Here is a 23,902-nt window from a genome sequence, read left to right on the forward strand (position 1 = left end):
ATATGACAAGCAAAAAGTGGATTTATTTGAAAATACTCGCCTTTGGAATTTTAATCCAATTCAAAAAAGTTTTACCCTCAATAGATTTAATATAATACAAAATTTCTGATTTTTCATCATAATAAGGCGAACCGTCAAATTCTGCTCCGTTAATTTTTGCTCCAAGATTTACTGGTTCGCTCCAGTTTTTCCAAGTATCATCTAATCGATACGCTATATAAATATCATGATCTCCAAAACTGCTGTAACCAGTTGACGAAAACAAAAGTGTTTTAGTATCGCTCAACAACTGTGGCGTAGATTCATCATTGGCAGAATTGATGGATTTTCCCATATTTTGAAGCAATCCATACGTGCCGTCTTCTTTTCTTGTGGTAAAATATAAATCGGTTCCGCCTTGTGTGAAATCGGTATTTATTGCCAAAATCAATTGTTTTTTATCGGCGGTAATTGTTAAATCGGCAGTATCTTCATAGTTCGAGAACGCAGTAATTTTTATGGGTTCTTTGGTTCCGTTTTTATCAATAAATTCAAAACCACTAACACCCGAATTTATAGTATATGGAATTCCGCCTTTTATCATGAAATCAGCATTGGAATATTCAATATAATTGTAGCGTTCGTTATCGTTCAAAACGGCTTGTGCAATTGGCGTTGACCATTTATTATTAGCTTCTTTTTGACACAAATAAACGGCATCTTTATCATTTTCGGTAACGGTAAAATACAATTGTTGCCCATCATTAGACAAAAGACAATTAAAGATTTCTTTATCAAAATTTATAGCTTCTGGATTGGGTAAAGTATCAAAAACAGCACTGGTATTAATTTTCGCATCAATAGAAATCTCACTATCAGAAATTCCAATAGCATCAATTTGTTTCTGACCTGGAAGCAAAGCAAAACTAAATTCGACTTTAACAGCAACAACATTAGAAACTGCATTGTCTAAGATTGCATATTCAATTCCTGGATTAAAAACATCGGGTATTTCTTCTACTTTTCTTCGTTTTCGTTTAAAATAATAACTCCTATCGGTTATTAAAGTGGTTTTGTATCGAGGCGTTTTGTAATCGGGTTTTCGTGACCAAACGGCATCAAATTTTTCGCCATCGGTAGAAATAAATATTCGGGTAACGCAACCAGCATTTAGGTTTTCAAAAACGGCAACTTGCTTTACTGTTTGAGGTTTTTCATATCCTACAATTATGATTTCTCGTCCATCAAGAGCATTTTTTGGTGTCCATGCATTACCACTATATCCGCCTTGTGGAAAAACATCGGGTTTGCCCAAAATTCTTTTAATTCCGAATTGCTTTCCGCCTAAATCGGATGTGAATTTTATCACTTTTGATGCCCATTGTACTTGTTGTGCGTTGGCAAAATATAGAGAAAAGAAAATAGAGAATAGATAAATGTATTTTTTCATAATAATAATATTTAAAAAATGGGCTGCAACAAAGTCACAGCCCAAGCAACAAAGCTTAATAACCTCTAATTATTCACTTTGATTTTTTCTACTTTTTTTCCTTTAAAGGCAAAAATATATTCTCCATCGGTTGTAATGTCAATTCCGTTTCCATAAAGCGGACTTCCACCTTTACCTTTAGATTCGACCGAACCTTTGGTTTCGCCATTAGTCATGTCTATACCATAAATAATATTTTTACTATTGCGTTGGTCTCTCAAGAAATAATTATCGCCAATGTGATAAAAATAATCTACTCCTTTAATTTTTTCAGAAGCATAAGCTCGTGAACCGTCTTTTTTATTGTAAGCTGCCAATCCTTTTTCAGATAAAACAACCACTTTATCTTCAAAATCAATTACATCAGTCGCTCTGCCTACTTTAGCATCATTGTGTTTTACATCAAATAATTGTTTTCCTGATGCAATATCATAACCATAAAACTCATCACCATCACCAACAAAAACCGATTTATCTTCGTCTACAATTAAATCTGTAATTCTTTTATCAAATTTTTCAGATCGCCAAGCAGTCGTTCCATTAGCATCATCAAGCGATAAAACTCCATTTTTTTGATCTCTATATGCCCAATAAACCGAATAATAAGTTCCATCTTTAGTAGTTCTTATTTCTTGAATTTGAACTTTTCCACCCACTTGCACCAATACTCTATTTCCAGCTTTGTAGATATTTGGCATCGATAATGCGCCAGTAATTTTCTCTGATGCCCATAATAATTTTCCCGATTGCATGTCGTGTTTTTCAACATATTTGGTACGATCACGAGTTCCTAAAATAACAATATAAACGGCCTCTTTAGTAAACAATGGATCTGCAATTGTTCTATAAATTTTCTTTCTGCTGTTTCCATTAAAAAGTCCGCCTGCGCCTTTGTCCATATCGGTTTCATAAACAGATTCCCATAGTTTTTGTCCAGTTTTATAATCGTAAGCCATCAATCCGTTAAGGTAAATAAAAACTTTATCGTCTTTAACCCACAAATCAATAATGGCACGACGCGTTACCAATTCTTTTTCTACAGCACCAGTAAAAGTAGCGTCCCATAGCACTTCGCCATTAACGGCATTAATTCTAACCAACTGATTTTTGAAACCTGCAAATAAAGAACCCAAAGCTGTTGGTTTAAAATTAACCATGATAATTTCGTTTCTTTTGGCATCATAAACATATTTTCCAACACCACCTTTAAAACGATTGGTTTCCCAAATTTTCTCGCCAGTATTGGCTTTTACTAAAATAACAGATGCTTTTTGTGAGATTAAAAACGCGTCCAATTCTGAAATATATTTTACAGTTTCTAACTCACCTTGATCGGAACCTTCTAGTGATTTTGCTCCTTTTTGAATTAAATTTTGATATTGTTCAGAATTCCATAATTCCTTTCCTGACGCCATGTCGATACATGCAACTCTGTCTGTTCCCATACTTCGTGAATCGAAAAGAAACAAATAACCGCCTCCATTTTCTTTAAAAATAGCAAATTGATATTCAGAATTATTAGTTTTATTGGTAGTTATTTTTTTGTAATCGCCATTCCAAACTGGTTTTCCTTCGCTATTTAAAACCGATGCCGAATTGTCGTCTGTAGCAAGAATTACACTTCCGTCGCCATTTGCCAAAGAAAGAAATGATGCTTTATTTTCAAATTCTGATTCCCAAACGGTAGCAAAACTTCCCGATTTTTTTCCGGCACCAGATTTTCCTTTTACTTTGTCTAGTAACTTTCCAAATTGCGCATTGGATGTTAAAGTTCCCATCATACAAATGGAAAAAAATACAATTGATAGTTGTTTTTTCATTGTGAATTAATTTTTAGAGGTTGATTGTTAAAATGTAATTGTATAGCGAATTTTGTAGCGCTGTTGTTTTTGAAGTTTGAAGTCAAATTTGTGATCCAAAATATAATCTGACATGAAATTGGTGAAATTCGGATTTTTAATATCGCTATCTACTTTGAAGAATGTAGACACTTTTCCGTTTTGCACCACACCAATATCAATGGTCATTGTACCTTTTACGTCGGCAAATTTTTTATTCTTTTTCTTTGTAAAATCAGAAGATTGAAATACAGCATTTATTTCATTCGTAACTGTTTCTGCAACAACTTCTTCATCAGTAAGCACAGGTCGTTGCGCCTGCATTACAGGAGAAAGTAGCAGCAAGAAAGTTAATCCGAAAACTATTTTTATTAATTTCATGACCAAATATATTTTTGTTACAAGGCAAACTTATAACCAAAACAAAAGGCAAGAAATACGAATAAATACGTATTTTTAACTAAAACTTTACAAGAGGCAATTGCTGCTGAAGTTGTGCAATTTTTTGTTGAAGATTTTTCAAAAATTTCTGATGATTTTCAGTGTCTGGATTGAAAGCGCGGTGTAAAAGTGATTTTTGAATGGAACAAACTTCATTCATGGTTTCAAATTCAGTTTCTGAAACATAGTTTTCAAAGAATTTTATCCAGATATAATCTATAGCAATTTGACTTGGATGCAACATATCGTCAGCATAAAATCTGTAATCGCGAAGTTCATCCATTAGAATTTCGTAGGAAGGAAAGTATTGAGAGTTGCAAGTTGCGAGTTGCAAGTTTTGAATCGCAGTTATTAGATGTGCCTTGCTTCGTTGGTTTTCTACAAAGCCATCTTTGATATGTCGAACCGGTGAAATTGTGAAAATAAATTGACAATTTGGATTTATTTTCTGAATTAAATCAATGGTGCTTTTGATTGATTTTTCTATCTTATCAGCTGATAAAATTTCTTTATCAAATTGATTTTGTGTTACTTTATGACAATTAGCAACGACTTCATTAGAAACTTTATTTTTATAAATCCACGAAGTTCCGTAAGTGATTATGCAATGGGTTAATGAGACAATTTGAGAATATGAAAATGAGATAATTTCGTTTAGATTTTGAAGAAATTCTTCTTTGCTAGAATGACTTAAATCCGAATGAACTTCGTAACAATGCCATAAATCGTTGTGAAAAAAAATATCGTTTTCTGTAAATTCGATTTTATTTACAATTCGATTCGCTAATTTTTCAATCGAAACTGGATTGAAGATTATCCCAAACGGATTGGTGGTATTTTGAAATTTAAAATAATCAAACTTCGCTCCTATATTTTCTGCAAAACAAGAACCCAATGACAGAATTTTAGAGGTGTAATCTATTGGATTTTGATGTTTTTCTATTGCAATTTTGGTGGTAAAGTTCATAGTGTGTCGTTGAAGATTCAAAAGTATGAAATTTATTAAACTAACAATCAAACCATTTCTTTGAATTTGTTACCCATGTAAATCTATTCACTACTTTTGCATTTCCTTAAAATCAAATTGAAAAAATGAATCTTCTATATTCTTACTTAAAACAACATAAAACATTACTGTTTTTTGCCTTAATAATGGCAGCTATAAACATTTGTTTTAGTCTTTCTGACTCTGTTATTACCGGAAAATTAATGCAACATTGTGGTGTGGAAATTGCAAAATTTAATGGTAATAAACTCCAATTTATTAAAACATTGGGCTTTTGGCTTAGTCTTTCGCTTGGTGCCGCAATGGTTTCTAGAGTTACAAAAAATTTTCAAGATTACTTTACTAATATCGTGATTCAACGAACTGGCGCACAGATGTACACAGACGGAATTAAAAAATCGCTCGATTTACCATTTGAAGAATTTGAAGATCAAAGAAGTGGCGAAACATTATCTAAATTGACCAAAGTACGTTCAGATTCGGAGAAATTGATTACGCTTTCAATATCTTTAATTTTCCAAACTGTCATCGGGTTTATATTTGTAATAATTTATGTTTCTAGAATTGATTACCGCATTTCGATTATATTTTTAATAACGGCACCAATTATTGCTTTAATAAGTTCTTATTTGGGTAAAAAAATAAAAGTTGTTTCTAGAAAAATCGTTAATCAAACTAATGCTTTGGCTGGCTCTACTACCGAAAGTTTAAGAAATATTGAGCTTGTAAAAAGTCTGGGATTGACCTATCAAGAAGAAAAACGATTGAACTTAAACACGTTTAAAATTTTGCAATTGGAACTACAAAAAATTCGATTTATTAGAAGTTTGAGTTTTATTCAAGGTACAACAGTGCATTTTTTAAGAACTTGTGTCGTCTTTACTTTGTACTATTTCTTGTTTGGAGGAAAAATTATTATTGGTGATTTATTGACAATGGTTTTCTTTACATTCTTTATTTTTGGTCCGTTACAAGAATTAGGAAATTTTATAATTGCGCTTAATGAGACAAAAGTTTCAATGGAAAATTTCAAGATTTTATTGAATGCTCCTAAAGAATTTCGTCCAAAAAATCCAAAACATATTGGTGCTATTCAATCGCTTCTTTTTTCAAATGTTAGTTTCAAACACAAAACGGCAAAACATTCGGCGGTAGAAAATATAAGTTTTCATATAAAACAAGGTGAAACTATTGCTTTTGTTGGTCCGTCTGGTTCGGGAAAAACTACTTTGGTTAAATTATTAGTAGGATTATATCCGCCTGCAAAAGGTGAAGTTTTATACAATTCTATAAATTCTAATGAAGTAGATTTGTTGGATTTACGCAAGCAATTAGGATTTGTAACACAAGATGCTCAGTTATTTTCGGGAACAATTCGCGAGAATTTATTGTTTGTAAAACCAAATGCTACCGATGAAGAATTGTTAGATGTATTGCATCGCGCCAGTTGTGAAACTTTATTAAAACGTGCCGAAGACGGATTAAATTCTACCATTGGCGAAGGCGGAATTAAAGTTTCTGGTGGTGAAAAACAACGATTATCCATTGCCCGAGCGATATTGAGAAATCCAAATTTATTAATTTTTGACGAAGCTACTTCGGCTTTAGATTCGATTACCGAAGAAGAAATTAATGCAACCATAAGAAACATTTCCGATTCCAATAGAATTACGGTTTTAATTGCACACCGATTGTCAACAATAATGCACGCCGATAAAATCTTTGTTTTAGAGCAAGGAAAGATTATTGAGCAAGGTAAGCATGAGGATTTATTAGAAGAAAAAGGGCTGTATTATGCTATGTGGCGTCAGCAGATTGGGGAGAGAAAGTAGGAATTTATTTAATTATTCTAAATCAATAACCCTATCAGAGTTTTGAACTCTGACAGGGTTTAACCTAAATAAAACTTTATTTTACTTCACAAAATCAACAGCTTTCTCCAAAGCATCCTTAATTCCATTTACATTTTTACCTTTTCCAGATGCGAAGAAAGGTTGTCCACCACCATTTCCATCAATATATTTTCCTAATTCTCTAATTACATTTCCAGCGTTTAAAGATTTTTCTGCTACTAATTCTTTTGAAATATAACAGTGAATATTTGGAGTATTATCTTCAATTGAAGCTAAAAACACAAACGAATTTGGTTTAGAAGTTCCAATTGCTTGAGCCAAATCTTTAGTCGAACTCATTGACAAATCAACTTGTTTTGACAAAAAGTTAATTCCGTTTATTTCTTGAAAATCGGCAACTAACGTATTTTTTAATCCGTCGATTTTCTCTTTTAATAATTGCTCAATTTGTTTTTTCAACTTCGCATTATCATCTTGCAATGAAGCTACAGATTTTAAAACATCTTGCGGATTTTTCAAAGTTCCCTTGATTTCTGCTAAAGTATTTTCTTGATTTTGATAAAAATCTTTCACAGCATTACCAGTAATTGCTTCAATACGACGAATTCCTGCGGCAACTGCTCCTTCAGAAATGATTTTGAAATGCCAAATTTCAGCGGTGTTTTTCACATGAATTCCACCACAAAGTTCTTTGCTTTCGCCAAATTCAATCATACGAACCGAATCACCATATTTTTCACCAAACAAAGCCATCGCACCTTTATCTAATGCTTCTTTTATCGGAATATTTCTGTGTTCTACTAATTGCAATTGTGCTTCAATTTGTGCGTTTACGCTTGCTTCTACATGACGCAATTCGTCATCAGAAACTTTAGAAAAATGCGAAAAGTCAAAACGCAAATAATTTGGATTTACCAACGATCCTTTCTGTTCAACATGCGTTCCAAGAATGTTTCTCAAAGCTAAATGCATCAAATGTGTAGCCGAGTGATTTTTGGATATTGAAGTTCTTAAATTAGTATTTACTTTGGCTATAAATCCAGCTTCAATATTCTCTGGAAGTTGTTTTGCAAAATGTAATATTAAATTATTTTCTTTCTTAGTATCAATAATATCAATCGTTTCGTTTGCAGAAACTAGCGTTCCTTTATCGCCAACTTGTCCTCCACCTTCTGGATAAAATGGTGTGTTGTCTAAAACAATTTGGTATAAAATTCCATCTTTTTTAGAATCTACTTTACGGATTCTTGTGATTTTTACTTCGTTTTCCGTTTTGTCGTAACCAACAAATGTTTCTACATTTCCTGGAATTAAAACTGACCAATCTTCAGTTGAAACTTCGGAAGCTGCACGAGAACGTGTTTTTTGTTTTTGTAATTCTGATTCGAAATCTGATTCATTAAACGAAAATCCTTTTTCTTTCAAAATTAACGCAGTCAAATCTTTTGGAAATCCGAACGTATCGTATAATTCGAAAACTTTTGCTCCAGAAACTTCTTTTCCTGATGTTTCTGCAACTACTTTATCTAACAATTGTAATCCTTGATCTAAAGTTCTTAAAAACGAAGCTTCTTCTTCACGAATAACATTAGTAACCAATTGCTGTTGTGATTTAATTTCTGGGAAAAATTCGCCCATTTGATTCGCCAAAACTTCTACTAATTTATTGATAAAAGGTTCTTTGGTATTCAAAAATGTAAATCCGTAACGAATAGCACGACGCAAAATTCTACGAATAACATAACCTGCACCAGTATTGGATGGTAATTGTCCGTCAGCAATAGCGAAAGCTACTGCACGAACGTGATCTACAATTACACGAATTGCTACATTGGTTTTGTTCTGTTCTTCACTTACATTTTTAACATCGTTGGAAGTGTATTTTAATCCTGTAATTTGCTCTACTTTTTCAACAAGCGGCGTAAAAACATCGGTATCATAATTGGAAGTTACATTTTGCATCGCCATGCACAAACGCTCAAATCCCATTCCGGTATCTACGTGTTGTGCTGGTAATTTTTCTAAACTTCCATCAGCTTTTCGGTTGAATTCCATGAAAACGTTATTCCAGATTTCAACCACTTGCGGATGATCGGCATTTACTAAACTTCTTCCAGAAACTGCTGCTCTTTCGGCATCGGTTCTTAAATCGATATGAATTTCGGAACATGGACCACACGGACCTTGATCGCCCATTTCCCAAAAATTGTCTTTTTTATTTCCAAGAATAATTCGGTCTTCTGGAACATATTGTTTCCAAATATCCCATGCTTCTTGGTCGAAAGCAACATTTTCGGCAGGATTTCCCTCAAAAACTGAAACATACAAACGGTCTTTGTCTAACTTTAAGACTTCGGTTAAAAATTCCCAAGCCCAATCCAATGCTTCTTTCTTGAAATAATCGCCAAACGACCAGTTTCCAAGCATTTCAAACATGGTATGATGGTACGTATCAAAACCTACATCTTCAAGATCGTTATGTTTTCCCGAAACACGAAGACATTTTTGCGTGTCGGCTATACGTTTACTTTTTGGCGTTCCATTTCCTAAAAAGTATTCTTTGAACTGCGCCATTCCTGAATTATTGAACATCAAAGTTGGATCGTCTTTTAGAACGATTGGTGCCGATGGAACTATTAAGTGTCCTTTGCTTTCAAAGAAATTGAGGTATGCCTTACGTATGTCTTGTGATTTCATTGTGTTTATTTTTGACACTAATTATGTTATGAAATGATATTTTGTTGCTATGGTTTACTAGCTAGCCCTGATCGTAGCGATACCTTTTGTATAGCGTAGAGCAGGAACATGGAATACAAAGATGCCAAAAGTTTCGCTTCTAAAAAATAAAAAATAGATTTAGAATGAAACATTTCTTAAATTTGTTCGTATAACCATTGTTATTCTTAAAACTGGTGCAAAAATAGTATAATTTAAGAAATGTCGAAGAAAGTTAAGTATTATTACGACTCGGAAAATTTGGCTTACCGAAAAATTAGTCCGCAAAAGAGAAAAAAATTTGGTTTTGCCTTATTATTCTTGATTGCGTCGGCGTTATTTGGATTTCTTTGTTTTGTAATTTTGATGAATACACCTTACTTTGAAACTCCAAAAGATAAGATTCAGGCGCGAGAAATTGAGAATATGAAGCTTCGCTATGCTATTTTGAATAAAAAAGTAGAAAATATTGATGAAGTAGCGTCAGATTTAGAACAAAGAGACAACAATTTGTACCGTGTTTATTTTAATTCGGCACCGATTAGCGAGGAGAAAAGAAGAGGAATTATTGACCGAAATAGATATAAAGAACTGGAAGGATTTAACAATTCTGATTTAGTGATTAACACTTCTCAAAAGGTAGATGGAATTTCTAAAGCATTGGCAGTTCAATCGAAATCATTGGATGAAATTTTGATTTTGGCTAGAGCAAAAGATAAATTATTGAGTGCTGTACCTGCAATTCAGCCGGTAAAAAATGAAGATTTGAAACACATGGCATCTGGTTTTGGCTACAGAAGTGATCCATTTACTAAAGCACGAAAAATGCACGAGGGAATGGATTTTACGGCTGCAACAGGAACACCAATTTATGCCACTGGCGATGGCGTTGTTAAAAATGCAGACAATTCACTTTCGGGTTATGGAAATCATATTGAAATTACACACGGATTTGGATATTTAACTTTATATGGACATTTGAGCAAGTATAAAGTTCGCGCTGGTCAAAGAGTAAAACGCGGAGATATTATTGGTTATGTAGGAAGTACAGGACGAAGTGAAGCACCACATTTGCATTATGAAGTTCATAAAGATGGAAAAGTGGTGAATCCAATTAATTTTTATTACGGAAATATTTCGGCTGCGGAATATGTTGCCATATCAAAAATAGCGAATCAAGAAAATCAATCATTAGATTAACGATTGAGGATTTTTGAAGTCAATTAAAAAGAAAATCAAATTGGAATTTGGAATTTATTAATTTGGAATTTAAAACTTATGCACATAGAATTATCTAAAGACAAATTATATTTTAGTATTGGCGAAGTTGCCGAGGCGTTTGGCGTGAATGCATCGCTAATTCGTTTTTGGGACAAGGAATTTGACATCTTGAAACCAAAGAAAAATGCTAAAGGAAATCGAATGTTTACCCAAGAAGATGTAAAAAATTTACAATTGATTTATCATTTGGTAAAGGAACGCGGATTTACTTTGGAAGGTGCGAAAACCCATTTGAAAGAAAGTCAGAAAAAAACCCTTGATAAATTTGATATTATTTCTAAATTGGAAGGAATTAAAGCCGAATTAACTAATATAAAAAATCATCTTTAGGAATGATTTTTGCACAACAGTAAATCAATAAACAATAATACAAATTAATTATTAACAGAATCTGAAATAAATTCAGATTAAAAAACTAGAAATTATGAGAAAATTTTTGCCTTGGATAATCTTAGCTGTTGTAGTCTTAATAGGATACACGTGGTTTAAAGGAATTAATAATACGGCAGTAACATTAAATCAAGATGTTGAAGAAGCTTGGGGAAATGTTGAAACCTCTTACCAAAGAAGAAATGATTTGATTGTTAATTTAGTAAAAACCGTTCAAGGTGCAGCTGAATATGAAAAAGGAACCTTGGAAGCAGTAATTCAAGCTAGAGCAAATGCTACAAAAACAGTTATTGACCCTAGCAATGTTACTCCAGAACAGTTGGAGAAATTCAGTCAAAATCAAAGTGCGCTTTCTAGATTATTGGTTACTGTAGAAAGCTACCCAAGTTTACAAGCTAATCAAGGTTTCTTGAACTTACAAAATGAACTTACTAGTACAGAAAATCAAATTCTTACGGCTAGAACTCGTTTTAACGAAGCTGTAAAACCTTACAATACCCATATCAAAACGTTTCCAAACAGTATGTTTGCAGGTGTATTTGGATTTAAAGAAAAAGCATTTTTCAAATCGGTTGAAGGTGCTGAGAAAGCTCCAAATGTAGAATTTAATTTCGACAAAAAAGAAGCAAAATAATGTCTAAAGTAGAAGATTTTTTATCTAAATCTGACGAAGAAGAGATTATAGAAGCTATTCGTGTTGCAGAAGAAAACACATCGGGTGAAATTCGTGTGCATTTAGAAAAAGAGACATCCATTGCTCCTATTGATAGAGCAGTGGAAGTTTTCAATATGCTAAAAATGGAAAATACCAAAGACAGCAATGGCGTTATCATTTATGTAGCTGTAAAAAGTAAACAATTTGCAATTTATGGCGACAAAGGAATTAATGAAAAAGTAACCGATGATTTCTGGAACAGTACCAAAGATATTATGTTAAATCATTTTAAAAATGGCAATAACAAGCAAGCATTGGTTGAAGGAATTATTAATGCTGGAGAACAATTAAAACACCATTTTCCGTATCAAGATGATGATATTAACGAACTTTCTAACGAAATATCAAAAGGATAAATTATGAAAAATCCAAATTTTAAAAATCCAAAATCCAACTGGTTTTTTCATTTCGCACTTTTGATTTCATTTTTTGTTGGCACTAACTTTAGCTTTTCACAATTTACAATTCCGCCAAAACCCGATTTTCAAACCTCAGTTTACGATTATGCCAATCTTTTAAGCGCCTCTGAAAAATCACAATTAGAGCAAAAACTAATAAAATATTCTGATTCTACTACTACACAAATTGTGGTTGTAACAGTTGACAATATAAAAGGTGAAGATATTGGAATTTTAGCTCCAAAATGGGGTCATACTTGGGGAATTGGTCAAGCCAAACAAGATAATGGCGTTTTCATTCTTTTAGCTAAAGAGGAACGAAAAATATGGATTGCACCAGGATATGGAGTTGAAGACAGATTGATTGCTGCAATAAATGGTCAAATTATTAGAGATATTATCATTCCTGAGTTTAAAGCTGGAAGTTATTATAATGGTTTAAATAAAGGTGCCGATGCTATATTTGAAGTTCTAAAAGGAAAATATAAAGGCACGCGAGTTTCTGATAAAAATGATGGAGGAATACTACCAATTTTAATATTTATAATAATTTTTATTGTCATCATTTCAATTATATCTAGAAATAAAGGAGGCAACTCTGGCAATAATTCTGGCGGTCCAAGTTTACTTGACATGATTATTCTTAGTAATATGGGAAGAAGCAGTGGTGGCGGATTTGGCGGTGGCAGTTTTGGTGGTTCTTCCGGTGGTGGTGGATTTGGTGGTGGATTTGGTGGTGGCGGATTTTCTGGCGGTGGTGCTGGCGGTAGTTGGTAATTCTATTGTCCGTTTTTAGTGTTCAAAATTATATATACTTTTATCAATAGAAAATTATTAAATATAAAACCAAAATGCCTTTCAATTGAAGGGCATTTTGGTTTTAAAGCAATGAAATAATGATTCAAAGAAAAATTAAATTAGATCAAAACTGACTTTCCGAAATTTATATTGTCTTGATTACTAGAATTCAATGCTGATTTATTCAAAATTACATTTGCAATTGTATCACCAACATAATCTGTTCCAAAGTTTCGAACCGCATTTAAATCTGGAGTAACAATATTATTTTCTATTGTTGCTTCAACTGCAAATCGTACTGCTTCTGCCTCAATTGTTAATCCAAAATGATCTAGTAACATTGAAGCACTTAGTATTGCAGCAACAGGATTGGCTATATTTTTCCCTTTTCCTTGAGGATAAGAACCATGAATTGGCTCAAATAAAGCTTTGTCTAAACCAATAGATGCCGAAGCCAACAGACCAATCGAACCTCCAATGACACTTCCTTCGTCTGAAATAATATCGCCAAACATATTTTCGGTTACAATAACGTCAAATTGTTTCGGATTTAAAATCATTTGCATTGCTGCATTATCTACAAATAGAAAATCTAAAACCACGTTTGGATAGGATTTAGAAATTTCAGTAACTACTTTACGCCACAATCTTGAAGTTTCTAATACATTGGCTTTATCAACCAAAGTCAACTTCTTGTTGCGTTTCATTGCCGACTGAAATGCCAAATGTGCCACTCGCTCTATTTCATAATCTGAATATTCACAAAGATCGGATGCTGTTTTACCATCGCTACTAATTGTTTTTTCTCCAAAATAAATTCCGCCTGTCAACTCTCTAAAAATTACCATATCTACACCTTCAATTATACTTTTTTTCAAAGGTGAATTGTCTAATAATGTCTTGTAAGCTTTTATAGGTCGGATGTTAGCAAACAATCCAAGTTCTTTTCTAAGTTTTAGCAAGCCTTGTTCTGGTCGTACTTTTGCCGAAGGATCGTTGTCGTATTTTGGATCACCAATGGCGCCAAAAAGTACGGCATCAGAAGCTTTACAAATTTCTAAAGTCGCATCTGGTAAAGGATTTCCTGTTTCATCTATAGCAATTGCCCCAACCAATGCTTCTTTAAATTCAAATTGATGATTGAAAACTTTAGCCACAGCTTGCAATACTTTCACTGCTTGTTTGTTCACTTCTGGACCAATTCCATCGCCGTTTAATAGTGCTATTTTTATATTCATTTGTAACTTATTACTATTTTAATACTAATTTGTTCGTTGTTTCAAATTTCTCTATTTCCGTTTTTTGACTAATTAAAAAATCAATATCATCAAATCCGTTTATCATGCATATTTTCTTGTAGGCATCAATTTCAAAACTTGCTTGTTCTTTAGTATTCTCTAAACTTATTGTTTGACTTTCAAGATTAACTACTAATTTTATAATAGGATTTTCATTAATTGCAGAAAATATCTTTTGTAGAAAATCTGCTGAAACAACAATTGGTAACAAGCCATTATTTAATGCATTTCCTTTAAAAATATCGGCAAAGTAGCTTGAAACTATAACTTTAAAACCATAATCTGTTAATGCCCAAGCAGCATGTTCGCGACTGCTTCCGCAACCAAAATTGTCTCCGGCTACTAAAATGCTTCCAGAAAAAATCTTATTATTTAATGCAAACGAAGCAATGGGTTCATTATTTTCGTCAAATCGCCAATCTTTGAATAGATGATTTCCAAAACCAATTTTATCTGTAACTTTTAAAAAACGAGCAGGAATTATTTGATCAGTATCAATATTTTCAATTGGCAACAGAACTGCCGTTGAAGTGAGTTTAGTGAATTTTTCCATAATTTTAATTTTGTGAAATATCGATAATTTTTCCAGCAATTGCTGTTGCCGCAGCTACTAGTGGACTTGCTAAAATAGTTCTAGAACCTTGTCCTTGACGTCCTTCAAAATTTCGATTTGAAGTAGAAACACAATATTCGCCAGCAGGAACTTTATCATCATTCATGGCCAAACAAGCAGAACATCCGGGTTGCCTAATTTGGAAACCAGCAGCTTCAAAAATTTTATTTAAACCTTCCTCTTGAATTTGTTTTGCCACTTGTTGCGATCCTGGAACAATCAAAGCATGAATATTATCGGCTTTTTGTTTTCCGTTTATGTACTTGGCAACGGTTCTAAAATCTTCAATTCTAGAGTTGGTGCAACTTCCTATAAAAACGTAATTTATGGGTTTGTTAATTAGTGATTCACCTTTATTAAAACCCATATATTCTAATGCTTTTTCAAAAGATGCGTCGTTAGTAGTAGGGATATTTTCTGTAATTTTAATTCCCATTCCAGGATTGGTACCATAGGTTATCATTGGTGCAATATCTGCTGCATTAAAAGAATATTCTTGGTCAAAGACAGCACCTTCGTCGGTTGGCAATGTCTTCCAAAATTTAATTTTTTCTTCTAATTCTTCACCTTTTGGAGCAAATTCTTTATCTTTTATATACTTAAATGTTACTTCATCTGGCGCAATCATTCCGCCTCTTGCACCCATTTCAATACTCATATTACAGACGGTCATCCTTCCTTCCATTGACATTTCTCTAAAAATATTTCCGGCATATTCACAAAAATATCCTGTTCCTGAGTTGGTTCCTATCTTTGAAATTATGTATAAAATAATATCTTTAGGAGAAACATTTTTGGCCAATTTACCATTTACATTTACCCGAAGACTTTTTGGCTTGTTTAACAAAAGACACTGACTTGCAAATACTTGTGCAACTTGACTGGTCCCAATACCGAAAGCTATTGAGCCAAAAGCGCCATGAGTAGAAGTGTGACTGTCGCCGCAAACAATGGTCATTCCGGGTTGTGTAATTCCTAATTCAGGAGCAATAACGTGAACAATTCCTTGATAGTGATGCCCTAGACCATAAAGTGTAATATTATTTTTAATACAATTTATGGTAAGTTGTTCTATCTGATTTCTAGCCAATTCATCTTTTATAGGCAAATGTTGGTCAATTGTTGCCACATTATGATCGGCAGTAGCTACAATTTGATTGGGTCTAAAAACCGGAATATTTCTCTGCTCCAATTCGGCGAAAGCCTGTGGACTTGTAACTTCATGAATTAAATGGCTATCAATATATAATACTTCTGGACCGTTTGGAACATGTGTAACAACATGATTATCCCAAACTTTATCAAATAATGTTTTGTTTTTCATAGTGGTTTTAGTGCTTTTTAGTGTTCTCTGTTGTACTATTTGCAATTTTAAATATCAATTTCATATTAAGCTAAAATTTCAATATTACTCCATTTCACTATTTGATGAACATCGTTATCTAAGACAATTTTTTTCTTGTCGGCCAATTTCAAAAACTCTAAATACACTATATCCAATTGTAATTTTGTCAATTCATATCCAATTTTTTTGGCTCGGTATGCCAATGCTGCACGACCACTTCTTGCAGTTAAAACAATTGCAGATTCGGTCACACCAACTTCATTAGGATCAATTATTTCATAAGTAGAACGATTTTTTATCATTCCATCTTGATGAATTCCAGAGCTGTGAGCAAATGCATTTGCACCAACAATAGCTTTATTAGGTTGCACAATCATTCCCATACTTTCCGATACTAATCTGCTGGTATCGTATAGCAATCTTGAATTAATATTGGTATCAAACCCCAAGTTGGGATGTTGTCTTAAAATCATGACGACTTCTTCAAGAGAGGTATTTCCTGCACGTTCTCCTATTCCGTTTATGGTACATTCTATTTGTCTAACTCCATTTATTACGCCAGCAATTGAGTTTGCAGTTGCCAAGCCCAAATCGTTATGGCAATGACAAGATAGGATTACATTGTCTATACCAATAACATTTTCTTTTAAATATTTAATTTTCGCACCATATTCGTCTGGCAAACAATAACCAGTTGTGTCTGGAATATTTAAAACTGTTGCACCAGCTTTTACAGCTTCTGAACATACTTTAGCTAAAAATTCATTGTCTGTTCTTCCTGCATCTTCGGCATAAAATTCTATATCGTCAACAAATGTTTTGGCGAAGAAAATGGCTTCTGCAGCACGTTCAATAATTTCTGATTGCGTTGCATTAAATTTATATTTTATGTGCGAATCTGACGTTCCAATACCGGTGTGAATTCTTGGCTTTTTTGCATATTTTAATGCCTTTGCAGCAACTTCAATATCTTCTTTTACGGCACGAGTAAGAGCACAAACCGAAGCATTATTTATAATTTTAGCAATTGCTTTGACCGATTCAAAATCACCTGGACTAGATATTGGAAAACCAGCTTCTATGATATCTACACCCATTTCGTCCAATCGTTGTGCAATTATTACTTTTTGACTTGTATTTAATCGGCAACCTGGAACTTGTTCTCCATCACGTAAAGTGGTGTCAAATATTTGTACTTTTTGATGATCCATAATTAATTATCAAACATAATTTTAGTTTGTCAATACGAATTTATACTTTGCACAAGTAAACGGCATGAATTAAAAATCATACTTTACGATACTAAAAAAAACAAAAACAATTTTAATATATTGATTTTCATATATTTAAAACAAAAAATTTACAATGGCAAACCCAATAAAAGATAATTTATTTGTATTGATTCAGTCGCTATCGAAGTCTGAAAAAAGACAATTCAAGCTTTACGTGCATCGATTGGGTGATAATACAGATGCCAAATTTTTAATGCTTTTCACTCATTTGGAAAAAATGAAAGAGTATAATGAAGAAGATATTTTAAAAAGTAAAATTGTTTCTAAGATGCAAATTTCCAATTTGAAAGCGCATTTATACAAGCAAATTTTGATTAGTTTGAGAATGAATCCTGTAAATCAAAACATTAGAATTCAAATAAGAGAGCAACTTGATTTTGCTACCATATTGTACCACAAAGGATTGTACAAGCAGAGTTTAAAAATATTAGACAAAACCAAGCAAATTGCCATTGAGCAAGAGGAAAAAAATATTGCATTTGAAATTGTAGAATTAGAAAAAATTATAGAATCGCAGTACATTACAAGAAGTATTGGTGATCGTGCAAATTCGCTGGCAATTCAGGCCAAAGAACTTAGTAGACAAAATGTTATTGCGAGCAAACTTTCTAACTTGTCTTTGCAACTTTATAATATTATGCTAAAAACTGGCTATGCCAAAAGCGATTATGAGTTGCAAGAAATCACTAAATACTTTAATAAACAAATGCCAAAATATGCATTTGAAACGTTAGGATTTAGAGAAAAACTTTGGCTTTATAAAGCACATTTGTGGCACAGTTTTTTAATTCAAGATTTTTTATCATGCTATAAATATTCTAGAAAATGGGTTGATTTATTTTATGAAAATCCGCAGATGATCAATTTAAATCCTGTATGGTATATTAAAGGAACTACCTATTTATTAGAGTGTTTGTATTTAATAAAGCATCAATCGTATTTAAAAAAAACATTAGTAATGTTTAATATTAATGTTACATCAGATCTTTTTCCTAAAAATGATAATTTAAGTTCGTTGTATTTTTTGTGCAATTATGGAACGCAATTTAACCTGCACTTTTTAGAAGGAAATTTTGAAGGTGGATTATATTTAGTAGATGAAACCTTAAAAAAATTAAAAGAAAATAAGGATAGAATTGACGAACATCACGTAATGGTTTTTTATTATAAAATTGCTTGTTTGTATTTTGGAATGGGCAACAATATTAAATGCATAGACTATTTAAAGAAGATCATTGACAATAAAAACTTGGTAATGCGCGAAGATTTAATGTGTTTTTCTAGAGTTTTAAGTTTGGTAGCACACTATGACGCTTCATTAGATTATCATCTTGAACTTCAGTTAAAAAGCACGTACAAATTTTTAATAAAAATGAATGATTTACACGAAGTTCAACGAGAAATGATAAAGTTTTTAAAGAATTTGGGAACAATTTATCCACACCAAATTAAATCGGAATTCAAGAAACTTCATGCACGCCTTATACAATTTGAAGATCATCCTTATGAAAAAAGAGCTTTTTTATATTTGGACATTATATCGTGGTTAGAGAGTAAAATTGAGAATAAGCCAGTTGCCATGATTATTCAAGAAAAAGCAAAAAAACTTATTCGATAAATTTTAAATCATAAGTTATAAAAAAACTCGTTTAAATATTTTTAAACGAGTTTTATTGAAAAGATATGGTTATTTTAATTCCACATCATTCCACCCGATTTTTTTTCTTTTCCGGCAAATTTTTCAAGCTTGTATGTTAATGAAAACATTACATAACGCTTAAGTACTACATTTTCTTCATCTCTTATTGATGTTGCGCTAATGGTTCTTGTAGCACTTTGATTCTGATTTAAAAGATCATAAACTTTTACTTTAGCCATTAATTTTTTATCAAAGAAACTATAAGATAAACTGGTGTTCCATAGATAGAAATCTTTCTTGAAACCATCGTCGATATTAGAGTTGTAAGTATATCCAAAATCGTTTCCGAATGTCCATTTTTTGGGCCAATAGTTGGTAACTTGTATGTTAAATTTATGCGTAAAATTGGAAGCTGATTCAATGACATAATTACTATAATTAGTGTTGTTGTAGGAGTAATTATATGAAGGATTTATAGTTATTAATTCGCCATAATCATAACTAAAATTGATTCTAGGAGAGAAACTATAGGTCTTTGCATTGTACAATAGTCCATCGGTAAACCCTTTAGAGAGTCCAAAATTATTATTTACACGCAATTCATATCTAAACTTGTGTGCTCCTTTTTTTATTGTTTTATTCCAATATACGCCAAGCCAAGAAGTATAAGTTCCCGAAACGTTTTCATAAGTTGAAGTTCTTTTTCTATTATCATCATAGGTCACAGAAAACACAATTTGGTTATCATAAAAATTTCCTCCAGAGTAAACGCCATATCCTGAACGAGTTGCATAATCAAAATCTCTATATGAAAAATAAAGTCCATGATTTTTATTTAAATCTAAATTTGGATTTCCTATAAAAGTATTCAACGGATTGGCTAGGTTTTCTACAGGCAAAACTTGTTTAGCAGTGGGAAGACTGTAGGTATAATTATAGTTTATCCAAAGATTTTTAGTTTTTGAAAAACGATAACCACCATAAGCATTGATATAGGGCAAAACATAATCTTTATTGAGCGAGGTTTTCACATTTAAATAATCTACATCATTTTCAAAATTGATTATTGTTGTTCCTGCATTTAGTGAAAAATTCATCTTTTTACTATTGTATGAAATGCCTGTATTGGGCGAAACTGTTTTTTCAAGAGAATTGAAAACATTAGACAATTCATCATTAAAAACAGAATATGATTGTGACGTATTATTAAAATCGAAAGATTCTTTGGTGTCTTTATTACTTTCTTGTTTATATTCTAATCCTAATTTTACGTTAAGCGAATCGGTGATTGGCTGAAAAAACTCAAGTTCTGTTCTATAATTGGCATTTATATTCTTCGAATTATTGAATTGATCACGAGTATCATCGGGCAATAAATCTTGATAAAAAATAGTTTTAGATTTTATATATTCATCTACTTTAGTCGTGGTATTTTCGTTTTCAAAAACCAAACTAAAATATTTACCTTTTCTCTTAAATGATTTTGTAAAAGACAGAGTGTTGGTAAAACTATTAGAATTATTTTCATTGAATGTATCAGAATCACTTTGATTTAGCATAGCATTTGTAGCATCAAATGATGATTGAGATGAAATATTTTTGTTTCTACTATTAGATTTCACAAAGTTGGGCTCAATGGTTATAGAAGCAGTGGTGTCTATTTTATATTCAAAAACCGACGTCATACTGTGCACATAACGATCTTCGTTTAAACTTGAATTTGAATTTGTAGTAAAATTTCCAGAAGGTAAAAAATTTGTTAAATTAGTTCTATTATTATTTTTGGTAGTTGCACCCGAATAAAAATAGCTCGCAGATGCTTCAGAATCTTTAATCCATTCGTCAGAATAGTTAATTCCTACTAAATTTGATTGTGTAATTCCTGTTCCGCTTCCAAACCTTCTTCCGTTAATTCCAAAAGTACCATTATCATCGAACCAAACACTTCTATTTCTTCCACCGCCCATATTATCAAAAACTTCATCCATAGAAAATCCAGTAGAATTTATATTATTGGAAGATGCGAGAACACTTATTTTTCTTTTATTTTTGAAATAATTAATTAACATACTACTTTCATACCTTTTATCTGAACCATAACCGCCCATAAATTTTCCGAAGAATCCTTTATTTTTATCTTCATCGATTGTCAAATTTATACTGGCATTATTTGAGCTAGAAGCAGCTCCGGTTTGCTCTTCTTTTTTAGTTTTAGTATCTGTAACTTGCACTTTATTAATGATGTCGGACGGCAAATTTTGCAATGCTATTTTTCCATCTTTATCAAAAAAAGGCTTACCGTTAACAAGAATTTGGTTAACTTCTTTTCCGTTTACCGTTATTTTACCTTCTGCATCAATTTCAACTCCAGGCAATTGTTTTAAAAGAGTTTCCACATTGGCATCTGGACGAACTTTAAACGATGAAACGTTAAATTCTAAAGTGTCTTTTTTAATTCTTATTGGTGGCGCTTCACTTTTTACAACTACTTCATCTAGATTATTAATTGCTGGTTTCAACATTAAAATACCAAAATCTTTATCAGCATTTATAGATTGCAAATTAATCTTATAATCTGTATAAGTTACAAAAGAAACTTTTAGATAAAGAGGCTTATCAATTTTCTTAATTTTAAAGTCAAACTTTCCAAATTTATCTGTAATTGTGTAGTCAACAACAGAAGAATCTTTTACTGAAGATAAGTAAACCGTAGCAGATTCGATAGGAAGATTTGTAGATTCATCGATAATTTTTCCTTTTAAAGAAAAAACATTTTGTGCAAAAGAGATAGAACAAAAAAGGAATAAGACTAAAGTAGTATAAAATTTTGGCATAAATTGGATTTATTTTTTGATTAATATTATAACTACAAATTTTATATTTTATTATTTAAAAGAATAAATTTCTTACAAACTTTAACATAATTATTTAAATAAAAAAACTCGTCTAGTAGTAAATCTAGACGAGTTTTATTTATTTTTTCTTTTTATTTTTCTTAACCACTTTTTTTGCTGGTGTGGTTTTAATTGGAGTTTCAGGAATTATCTCTGCTCCTCATTTTAAAACCTTCAATGACTCAGTTGCAAAGCTATTAGTTGGGTCAAGGGCTAAAGTTTTATTAAAATATTCTTTAGCTTTTACCTTATCTGTGTTTGCATAAAAAGAGGCAATATTATTATAAGACTCTGTAAGTTTTGCTTTATTCTTGGTGATTTCTTCATCGCCTTTAGCAGAAACTATGTCTATGTACTTTTGATAATTGGTTGCCATTACATCATCTTTTTCTAAAGAGCTGTTTATTCTTGCTTTATACAAGTAAGCTTCTTGATAATTTGGTGTTGCTAAAATGACATTATCAATTGCTTTGTCTGCTTTATCTAAACTTACATTATCAATTGTTTTAGCATCTTTTCCTCTATTGATTGTATATACAGAAAGTCCGTAATAAATATTATCCTCAAGAAAGTTTTTAGAACTAGGATTAGTTATAGCAATTTCAAATAATGCACCTGCTACATCATAATTTTTTTGAGTAAAATATTTTTTAGCAATTTCGTTCAATAAATTAGCCAAAGTTGGTTCCATAGTTACTGCTTTTTTAATTTCTGTAGTTCCAGAGTTTAGTAAAGCAACATCAACAGTTTTACCATCAGCACCAATAGATTTCTTAATCATTGACAAGCCAAGGTAGTAGTAATCGCCGGCAATTAATTTATTAGTTCCTTTATTAATAAATTCATTAAGAGCAGCAATAGCAGCATCGGCATTTCCATTTTCGTAAGCAGAATATCCCAAATAACGTAAAATACGCGGATTGACTTTATCCAACTTCTTCATTTCATTAGCTTCTGCTTCTAACGATACATAATCTTTAGCCAAGATTAAGAAATCGGCATGACGCATACGAGAAGACAAAGAATAGTCAGTAAGGCTAAGATATTTTTCGTAACTATCTAAAGCCCTTTTAATATTTTCTGTATAAGTAGAAGTTTTATTATTAGCCCACAAATAGTAAGTTTCTGCTAATTCTCTATGAACTGGACCATAATTTGGGTTTAAAGCAAGAACTTCATCATAGGCTTTTATGGCTTCGCTGTATGCTTTAGCACCTTTTAATAAAACACCCAATTGCATTTTAGCTCTAATCAAAGAATTATCTGTTGCATAAGCACTTCTATAGGCAGAATAAGCTTCGTTTTGGTTTTTATCACCATAAAAAGCATCTCCTAGCGTCAATAAAATTTGTGCATCTGTTGGATTGGCAGCTTTGGCTTTTTCTAAAACTGCAATAGCACTTTTATAGTCTGGTTTTTCTGCATTTATGTATGCTTTAGCCACATAAATATATTCTTCAACGTCTTTTTTCTTGGCGTCTTTCATTGCTAAATCAAATTTAGCTTTAGCTCCAGCTACATCGCCTTTATTTAAATCCATTTGGCCAAGACCAATAGAATTAAATTTTGCTCCATCACCTGATGCCAATCCTTTATCAAAAGATATTTTGGCTGAATCTTCTATACTTTGTGTCAAATATATATTTCCTAAAAGAAATGATGCTTTACCATTGCTTTTTGCTTGGATAATACCCTTCAACATTGATTTTGCTTTTTCGTACTGTTCGGCATCAATAGCTTTTTTCGCTTGATCCAAGTCTTGTGCTTGAGTAACTGCTGCAGAAGCTAATAAAGCAATACTAAAAATTTTAAATTTGCTCATCTTATTATAATTTATTTCTTTGTTTCTATTTGATTTCTAATTCTAATGTCTGTACTTGGCTCTCTTATTGGAGCGAGTCCAGATTGTGAAATTATT

18 protein-coding genes are annotated in these 23,902 nt (G+C 32.1%); 7 read left to right on the plus strand and 11 right to left on the minus strand.

Annotated features, from left to right (window positions below):
* Window positions 1–22 precede the first annotated feature (22 nt).
* The 4 genes from ACH2CG_RS01935 to ACH2CG_RS01950 form a co-directional block, all read right to left on the minus strand.
* Window positions 23–1,429 (minus strand): hypothetical protein, encoded by a 1,407-nt coding sequence (locus tag ACH2CG_RS01935; protein ID WP_395061658.1) that lies wholly within the window; start codon window positions 1,427–1,429, stop codon window positions 23–25.
* Window positions 1,430–1,494: 65 nt separating this feature from the next.
* Window positions 1,495–3,288 (minus strand): PQQ-binding-like beta-propeller repeat protein, encoded by a 1,794-nt coding sequence (locus tag ACH2CG_RS01940; protein WP_395061660.1) that lies wholly within the window; start codon window positions 3,286–3,288, stop codon window positions 1,495–1,497.
* 27 nt (window positions 3,289–3,315) lie between these two features.
* On the minus strand, window positions 3,316–3,687 hold the full coding sequence (locus ACH2CG_RS01945) for a hypothetical protein (RefSeq protein WP_395061662.1): 372 nt from the start codon (window positions 3,685–3,687) through the stop codon (window positions 3,316–3,318).
* Between the two features lie 79 nt (window positions 3,688–3,766).
* Complete coding sequence (locus ACH2CG_RS01950; protein ID WP_395061664.1) at window positions 3,767–4,714, minus strand: GSCFA domain-containing protein; 948 nt, start codon at window positions 4,712–4,714, stop codon at window positions 3,767–3,769.
* Between the two features lie 125 nt (window positions 4,715–4,839).
* Here ACH2CG_RS01950 and ACH2CG_RS01955 point away from each other — a divergent pair, with 125 nt between their 5' ends.
* A complete protein-coding gene (locus ACH2CG_RS01955) occupies window positions 4,840–6,585 on the plus strand; it encodes an ABC transporter ATP-binding protein (RefSeq protein WP_395061666.1) in 1,746 nt (581 codons plus the stop codon).
* A gap of 81 nt (window positions 6,586–6,666) precedes the next feature.
* Here ACH2CG_RS01955 and alaS read toward each other — a convergent pair whose 3' ends face one another.
* Complete coding sequence (gene alaS, locus ACH2CG_RS01960) at window positions 6,667–9,303, minus strand: alanine--tRNA ligase (RefSeq protein ID WP_395061668.1); 2,637 nt, start codon at window positions 9,301–9,303, stop codon at window positions 6,667–6,669.
* A 240-nt stretch (window positions 9,304–9,543) separates the two neighbouring features.
* Here alaS and ACH2CG_RS01965 point away from each other — a divergent pair, with 240 nt between their 5' ends.
* The 5 genes from ACH2CG_RS01965 (at window position 9,544) to ACH2CG_RS01985 (ending at window position 12,882) form a co-directional block, all read left to right on the plus strand.
* Window positions 9,544–10,521 (plus strand): M23 family metallopeptidase, encoded by a 978-nt coding sequence (locus tag ACH2CG_RS01965; RefSeq protein WP_395061670.1) that lies wholly within the window; start codon window positions 9,544–9,546, stop codon window positions 10,519–10,521.
* A gap of 78 nt (window positions 10,522–10,599) precedes the next feature.
* The gene (locus ACH2CG_RS01970) at window positions 10,600–10,932 is read left to right on the plus strand and encodes a MerR family transcriptional regulator (RefSeq protein ID WP_395061672.1); all 333 of its coding nucleotides are present in this window, start codon (window positions 10,600–10,602) and stop codon (window positions 10,930–10,932) included.
* A 94-nt stretch (window positions 10,933–11,026) separates the two neighbouring features.
* Entirely contained in the window at window positions 11,027–11,626 is a 600-nt protein-coding gene (locus ACH2CG_RS01975) for a LemA family protein (RefSeq protein WP_395061674.1), read from the plus strand.
* Window positions 11,626–12,063 (plus strand): TPM domain-containing protein, encoded by a 438-nt coding sequence (locus ACH2CG_RS01980; RefSeq protein WP_395061676.1) that lies wholly within the window; start codon window positions 11,626–11,628, stop codon window positions 12,061–12,063. Before ACH2CG_RS01975 ends, ACH2CG_RS01980 begins: the two co-directional genes overlap by 1 nt.
* Window positions 12,064–12,066: 3 nt before the next feature.
* On the plus strand, window positions 12,067–12,882 hold the full coding sequence (locus tag ACH2CG_RS01985) for a TPM domain-containing protein (protein ID WP_395061677.1): 816 nt from the start codon (window positions 12,067–12,069) through the stop codon (window positions 12,880–12,882).
* 140 nt (window positions 12,883–13,022) lie between these two features.
* Here ACH2CG_RS01985 and leuB read toward each other — a convergent pair whose 3' ends face one another.
* The 4 genes from leuB to ACH2CG_RS02005 all read right to left on the minus strand — a co-directional run bounded on the left by leuB (window position 13,023) and on the right by ACH2CG_RS02005 (window position 17,370).
* The gene (leuB, locus tag ACH2CG_RS01990; RefSeq protein WP_395061679.1) at window positions 13,023–14,141 is read right to left on the minus strand and encodes a 3-isopropylmalate dehydrogenase; all 1,119 of its coding nucleotides are present in this window, start codon (window positions 14,139–14,141) and stop codon (window positions 13,023–13,025) included.
* Window positions 14,142–14,154: 13 nt separating this feature from the next.
* Window positions 14,155–14,754 carry a 3-isopropylmalate dehydratase small subunit gene (gene leuD / locus ACH2CG_RS01995; protein WP_395061681.1) on the minus strand — a complete coding sequence of 200 codons (600 nt, stop codon included), beginning with the start codon at window positions 14,752–14,754 and terminating at the stop codon, window positions 14,155–14,157.
* A gap of 4 nt (window positions 14,755–14,758) precedes the next feature.
* Window positions 14,759–16,138: a 3-isopropylmalate dehydratase large subunit gene (gene leuC, locus ACH2CG_RS02000; RefSeq protein ID WP_395061683.1), complete on the minus strand. Its 1,380-nt coding sequence runs from the start codon at window positions 16,136–16,138 to the stop codon at window positions 14,759–14,761.
* A 65-nt stretch (window positions 16,139–16,203) separates the two neighbouring features.
* Window positions 16,204–17,370: a 2-isopropylmalate synthase gene (locus ACH2CG_RS02005; protein WP_395061685.1), complete on the minus strand. Its 1,167-nt coding sequence runs from the start codon at window positions 17,368–17,370 to the stop codon at window positions 16,204–16,206.
* A gap of 154 nt (window positions 17,371–17,524) precedes the next feature.
* Between ACH2CG_RS02005 and ACH2CG_RS02010 the strand changes: the two genes are divergently transcribed.
* Window positions 17,525–19,069: a hypothetical protein gene (locus tag ACH2CG_RS02010; RefSeq protein WP_395061687.1), complete on the plus strand. Its 1,545-nt coding sequence runs from the start codon at window positions 17,525–17,527 to the stop codon at window positions 19,067–19,069.
* Between the two features lie 74 nt (window positions 19,070–19,143).
* On the opposite strand, the gene ACH2CG_RS02015 is transcribed toward ACH2CG_RS02010, so the two are convergent.
* Together ACH2CG_RS02015 and ACH2CG_RS02020 are read right to left on the minus strand one after the other, a co-directional pair.
* The gene (locus ACH2CG_RS02015; RefSeq protein ID WP_395061689.1) at window positions 19,144–21,924 is read right to left on the minus strand and encodes an outer membrane beta-barrel protein; all 2,781 of its coding nucleotides are present in this window, start codon (window positions 21,922–21,924) and stop codon (window positions 19,144–19,146) included.
* 220 nt (window positions 21,925–22,144) lie between these two features.
* A complete protein-coding gene (locus tag ACH2CG_RS02020; protein ID WP_395061690.1) occupies window positions 22,145–23,806 on the minus strand; it encodes a hypothetical protein in 1,662 nt (553 codons plus the stop codon).
* Window positions 23,807–23,902 lie beyond the last annotated feature (96 nt).

Source organism: Flavobacterium sp. (assembly GCF_043778725.1).
GTDB lineage: Bacteria > Bacteroidota > Bacteroidia > Flavobacteriales > Flavobacteriaceae > Flavobacterium.

Bases quoted from the DNA above. Each gene is read 5' to 3' on its own strand.
- ACH2CG_RS01955 (WP_395061666.1), top strand. From the start codon at position 4,840: ATGAATCTTCTATATTCTTACTTAAAACAACATAAAACATTACTGTTT.
- ACH2CG_RS01985 (WP_395061677.1), top strand. From the start codon at position 12,067: ATGAAAAATCCAAATTTTAAAAATCCAAAATCCAACTGGTTTTTTCAT.
- leuB (WP_395061679.1), bottom strand. From the start codon at position 14,141: ATGAATATAAAAATAGCACTATTAAACGGCGATGGAATTGGTCCAGAA.
- ACH2CG_RS01980 (WP_395061676.1), top strand. From the start codon at position 11,626: ATGTCTAAAGTAGAAGATTTTTTATCTAAATCTGACGAAGAAGAGATT.
- ACH2CG_RS01935 (WP_395061658.1), bottom strand. From the start codon at position 1,429: ATGAAAAAATACATTTATCTATTCTCTATTTTCTTTTCTCTATATTTT.
- ACH2CG_RS01940 (WP_395061660.1), bottom strand. From the start codon at position 3,288: ATGAAAAAACAACTATCAATTGTATTTTTTTCCATTTGTATGATGGGA.
- ACH2CG_RS01950 (WP_395061664.1), bottom strand. From the start codon at position 4,714: ATGAACTTTACCACCAAAATTGCAATAGAAAAACATCAAAATCCAATA.
- alaS (WP_395061668.1), bottom strand. From the start codon at position 9,303: ATGAAATCACAAGACATACGTAAGGCATACCTCAATTTCTTTGAAAGC.
- ACH2CG_RS02010 (WP_395061687.1), top strand. From the start codon at position 17,525: ATGGCAAACCCAATAAAAGATAATTTATTTGTATTGATTCAGTCGCTA.
- ACH2CG_RS02005 (WP_395061685.1), bottom strand. From the start codon at position 17,370: ATGGATCATCAAAAAGTACAAATATTTGACACCACTTTACGTGATGGA.
- ACH2CG_RS02020 (WP_395061690.1), bottom strand. From the start codon at position 23,806: ATGAGCAAATTTAAAATTTTTAGTATTGCTTTATTAGCTTCTGCAGCA.
- ACH2CG_RS01970 (WP_395061672.1), top strand. From the start codon at position 10,600: ATGCACATAGAATTATCTAAAGACAAATTATATTTTAGTATTGGCGAA.
- leuD (WP_395061681.1), bottom strand. From the start codon at position 14,754: ATGGAAAAATTCACTAAACTCACTTCAACGGCAGTTCTGTTGCCAATT.
- leuC (WP_395061683.1), bottom strand. From the start codon at position 16,138: ATGAAAAACAAAACATTATTTGATAAAGTTTGGGATAATCATGTTGTT.
- ACH2CG_RS01945 (WP_395061662.1), bottom strand. From the start codon at position 3,687: ATGAAATTAATAAAAATAGTTTTCGGATTAACTTTCTTGCTGCTACTT.
- ACH2CG_RS01975 (WP_395061674.1), top strand. From the start codon at position 11,027: ATGAGAAAATTTTTGCCTTGGATAATCTTAGCTGTTGTAGTCTTAATA.
- ACH2CG_RS01965 (WP_395061670.1), top strand. From the start codon at position 9,544: ATGTCGAAGAAAGTTAAGTATTATTACGACTCGGAAAATTTGGCTTAC.
- ACH2CG_RS02015 (WP_395061689.1), bottom strand. From the start codon at position 21,924: ATGCCAAAATTTTATACTACTTTAGTCTTATTCCTTTTTTGTTCTATC.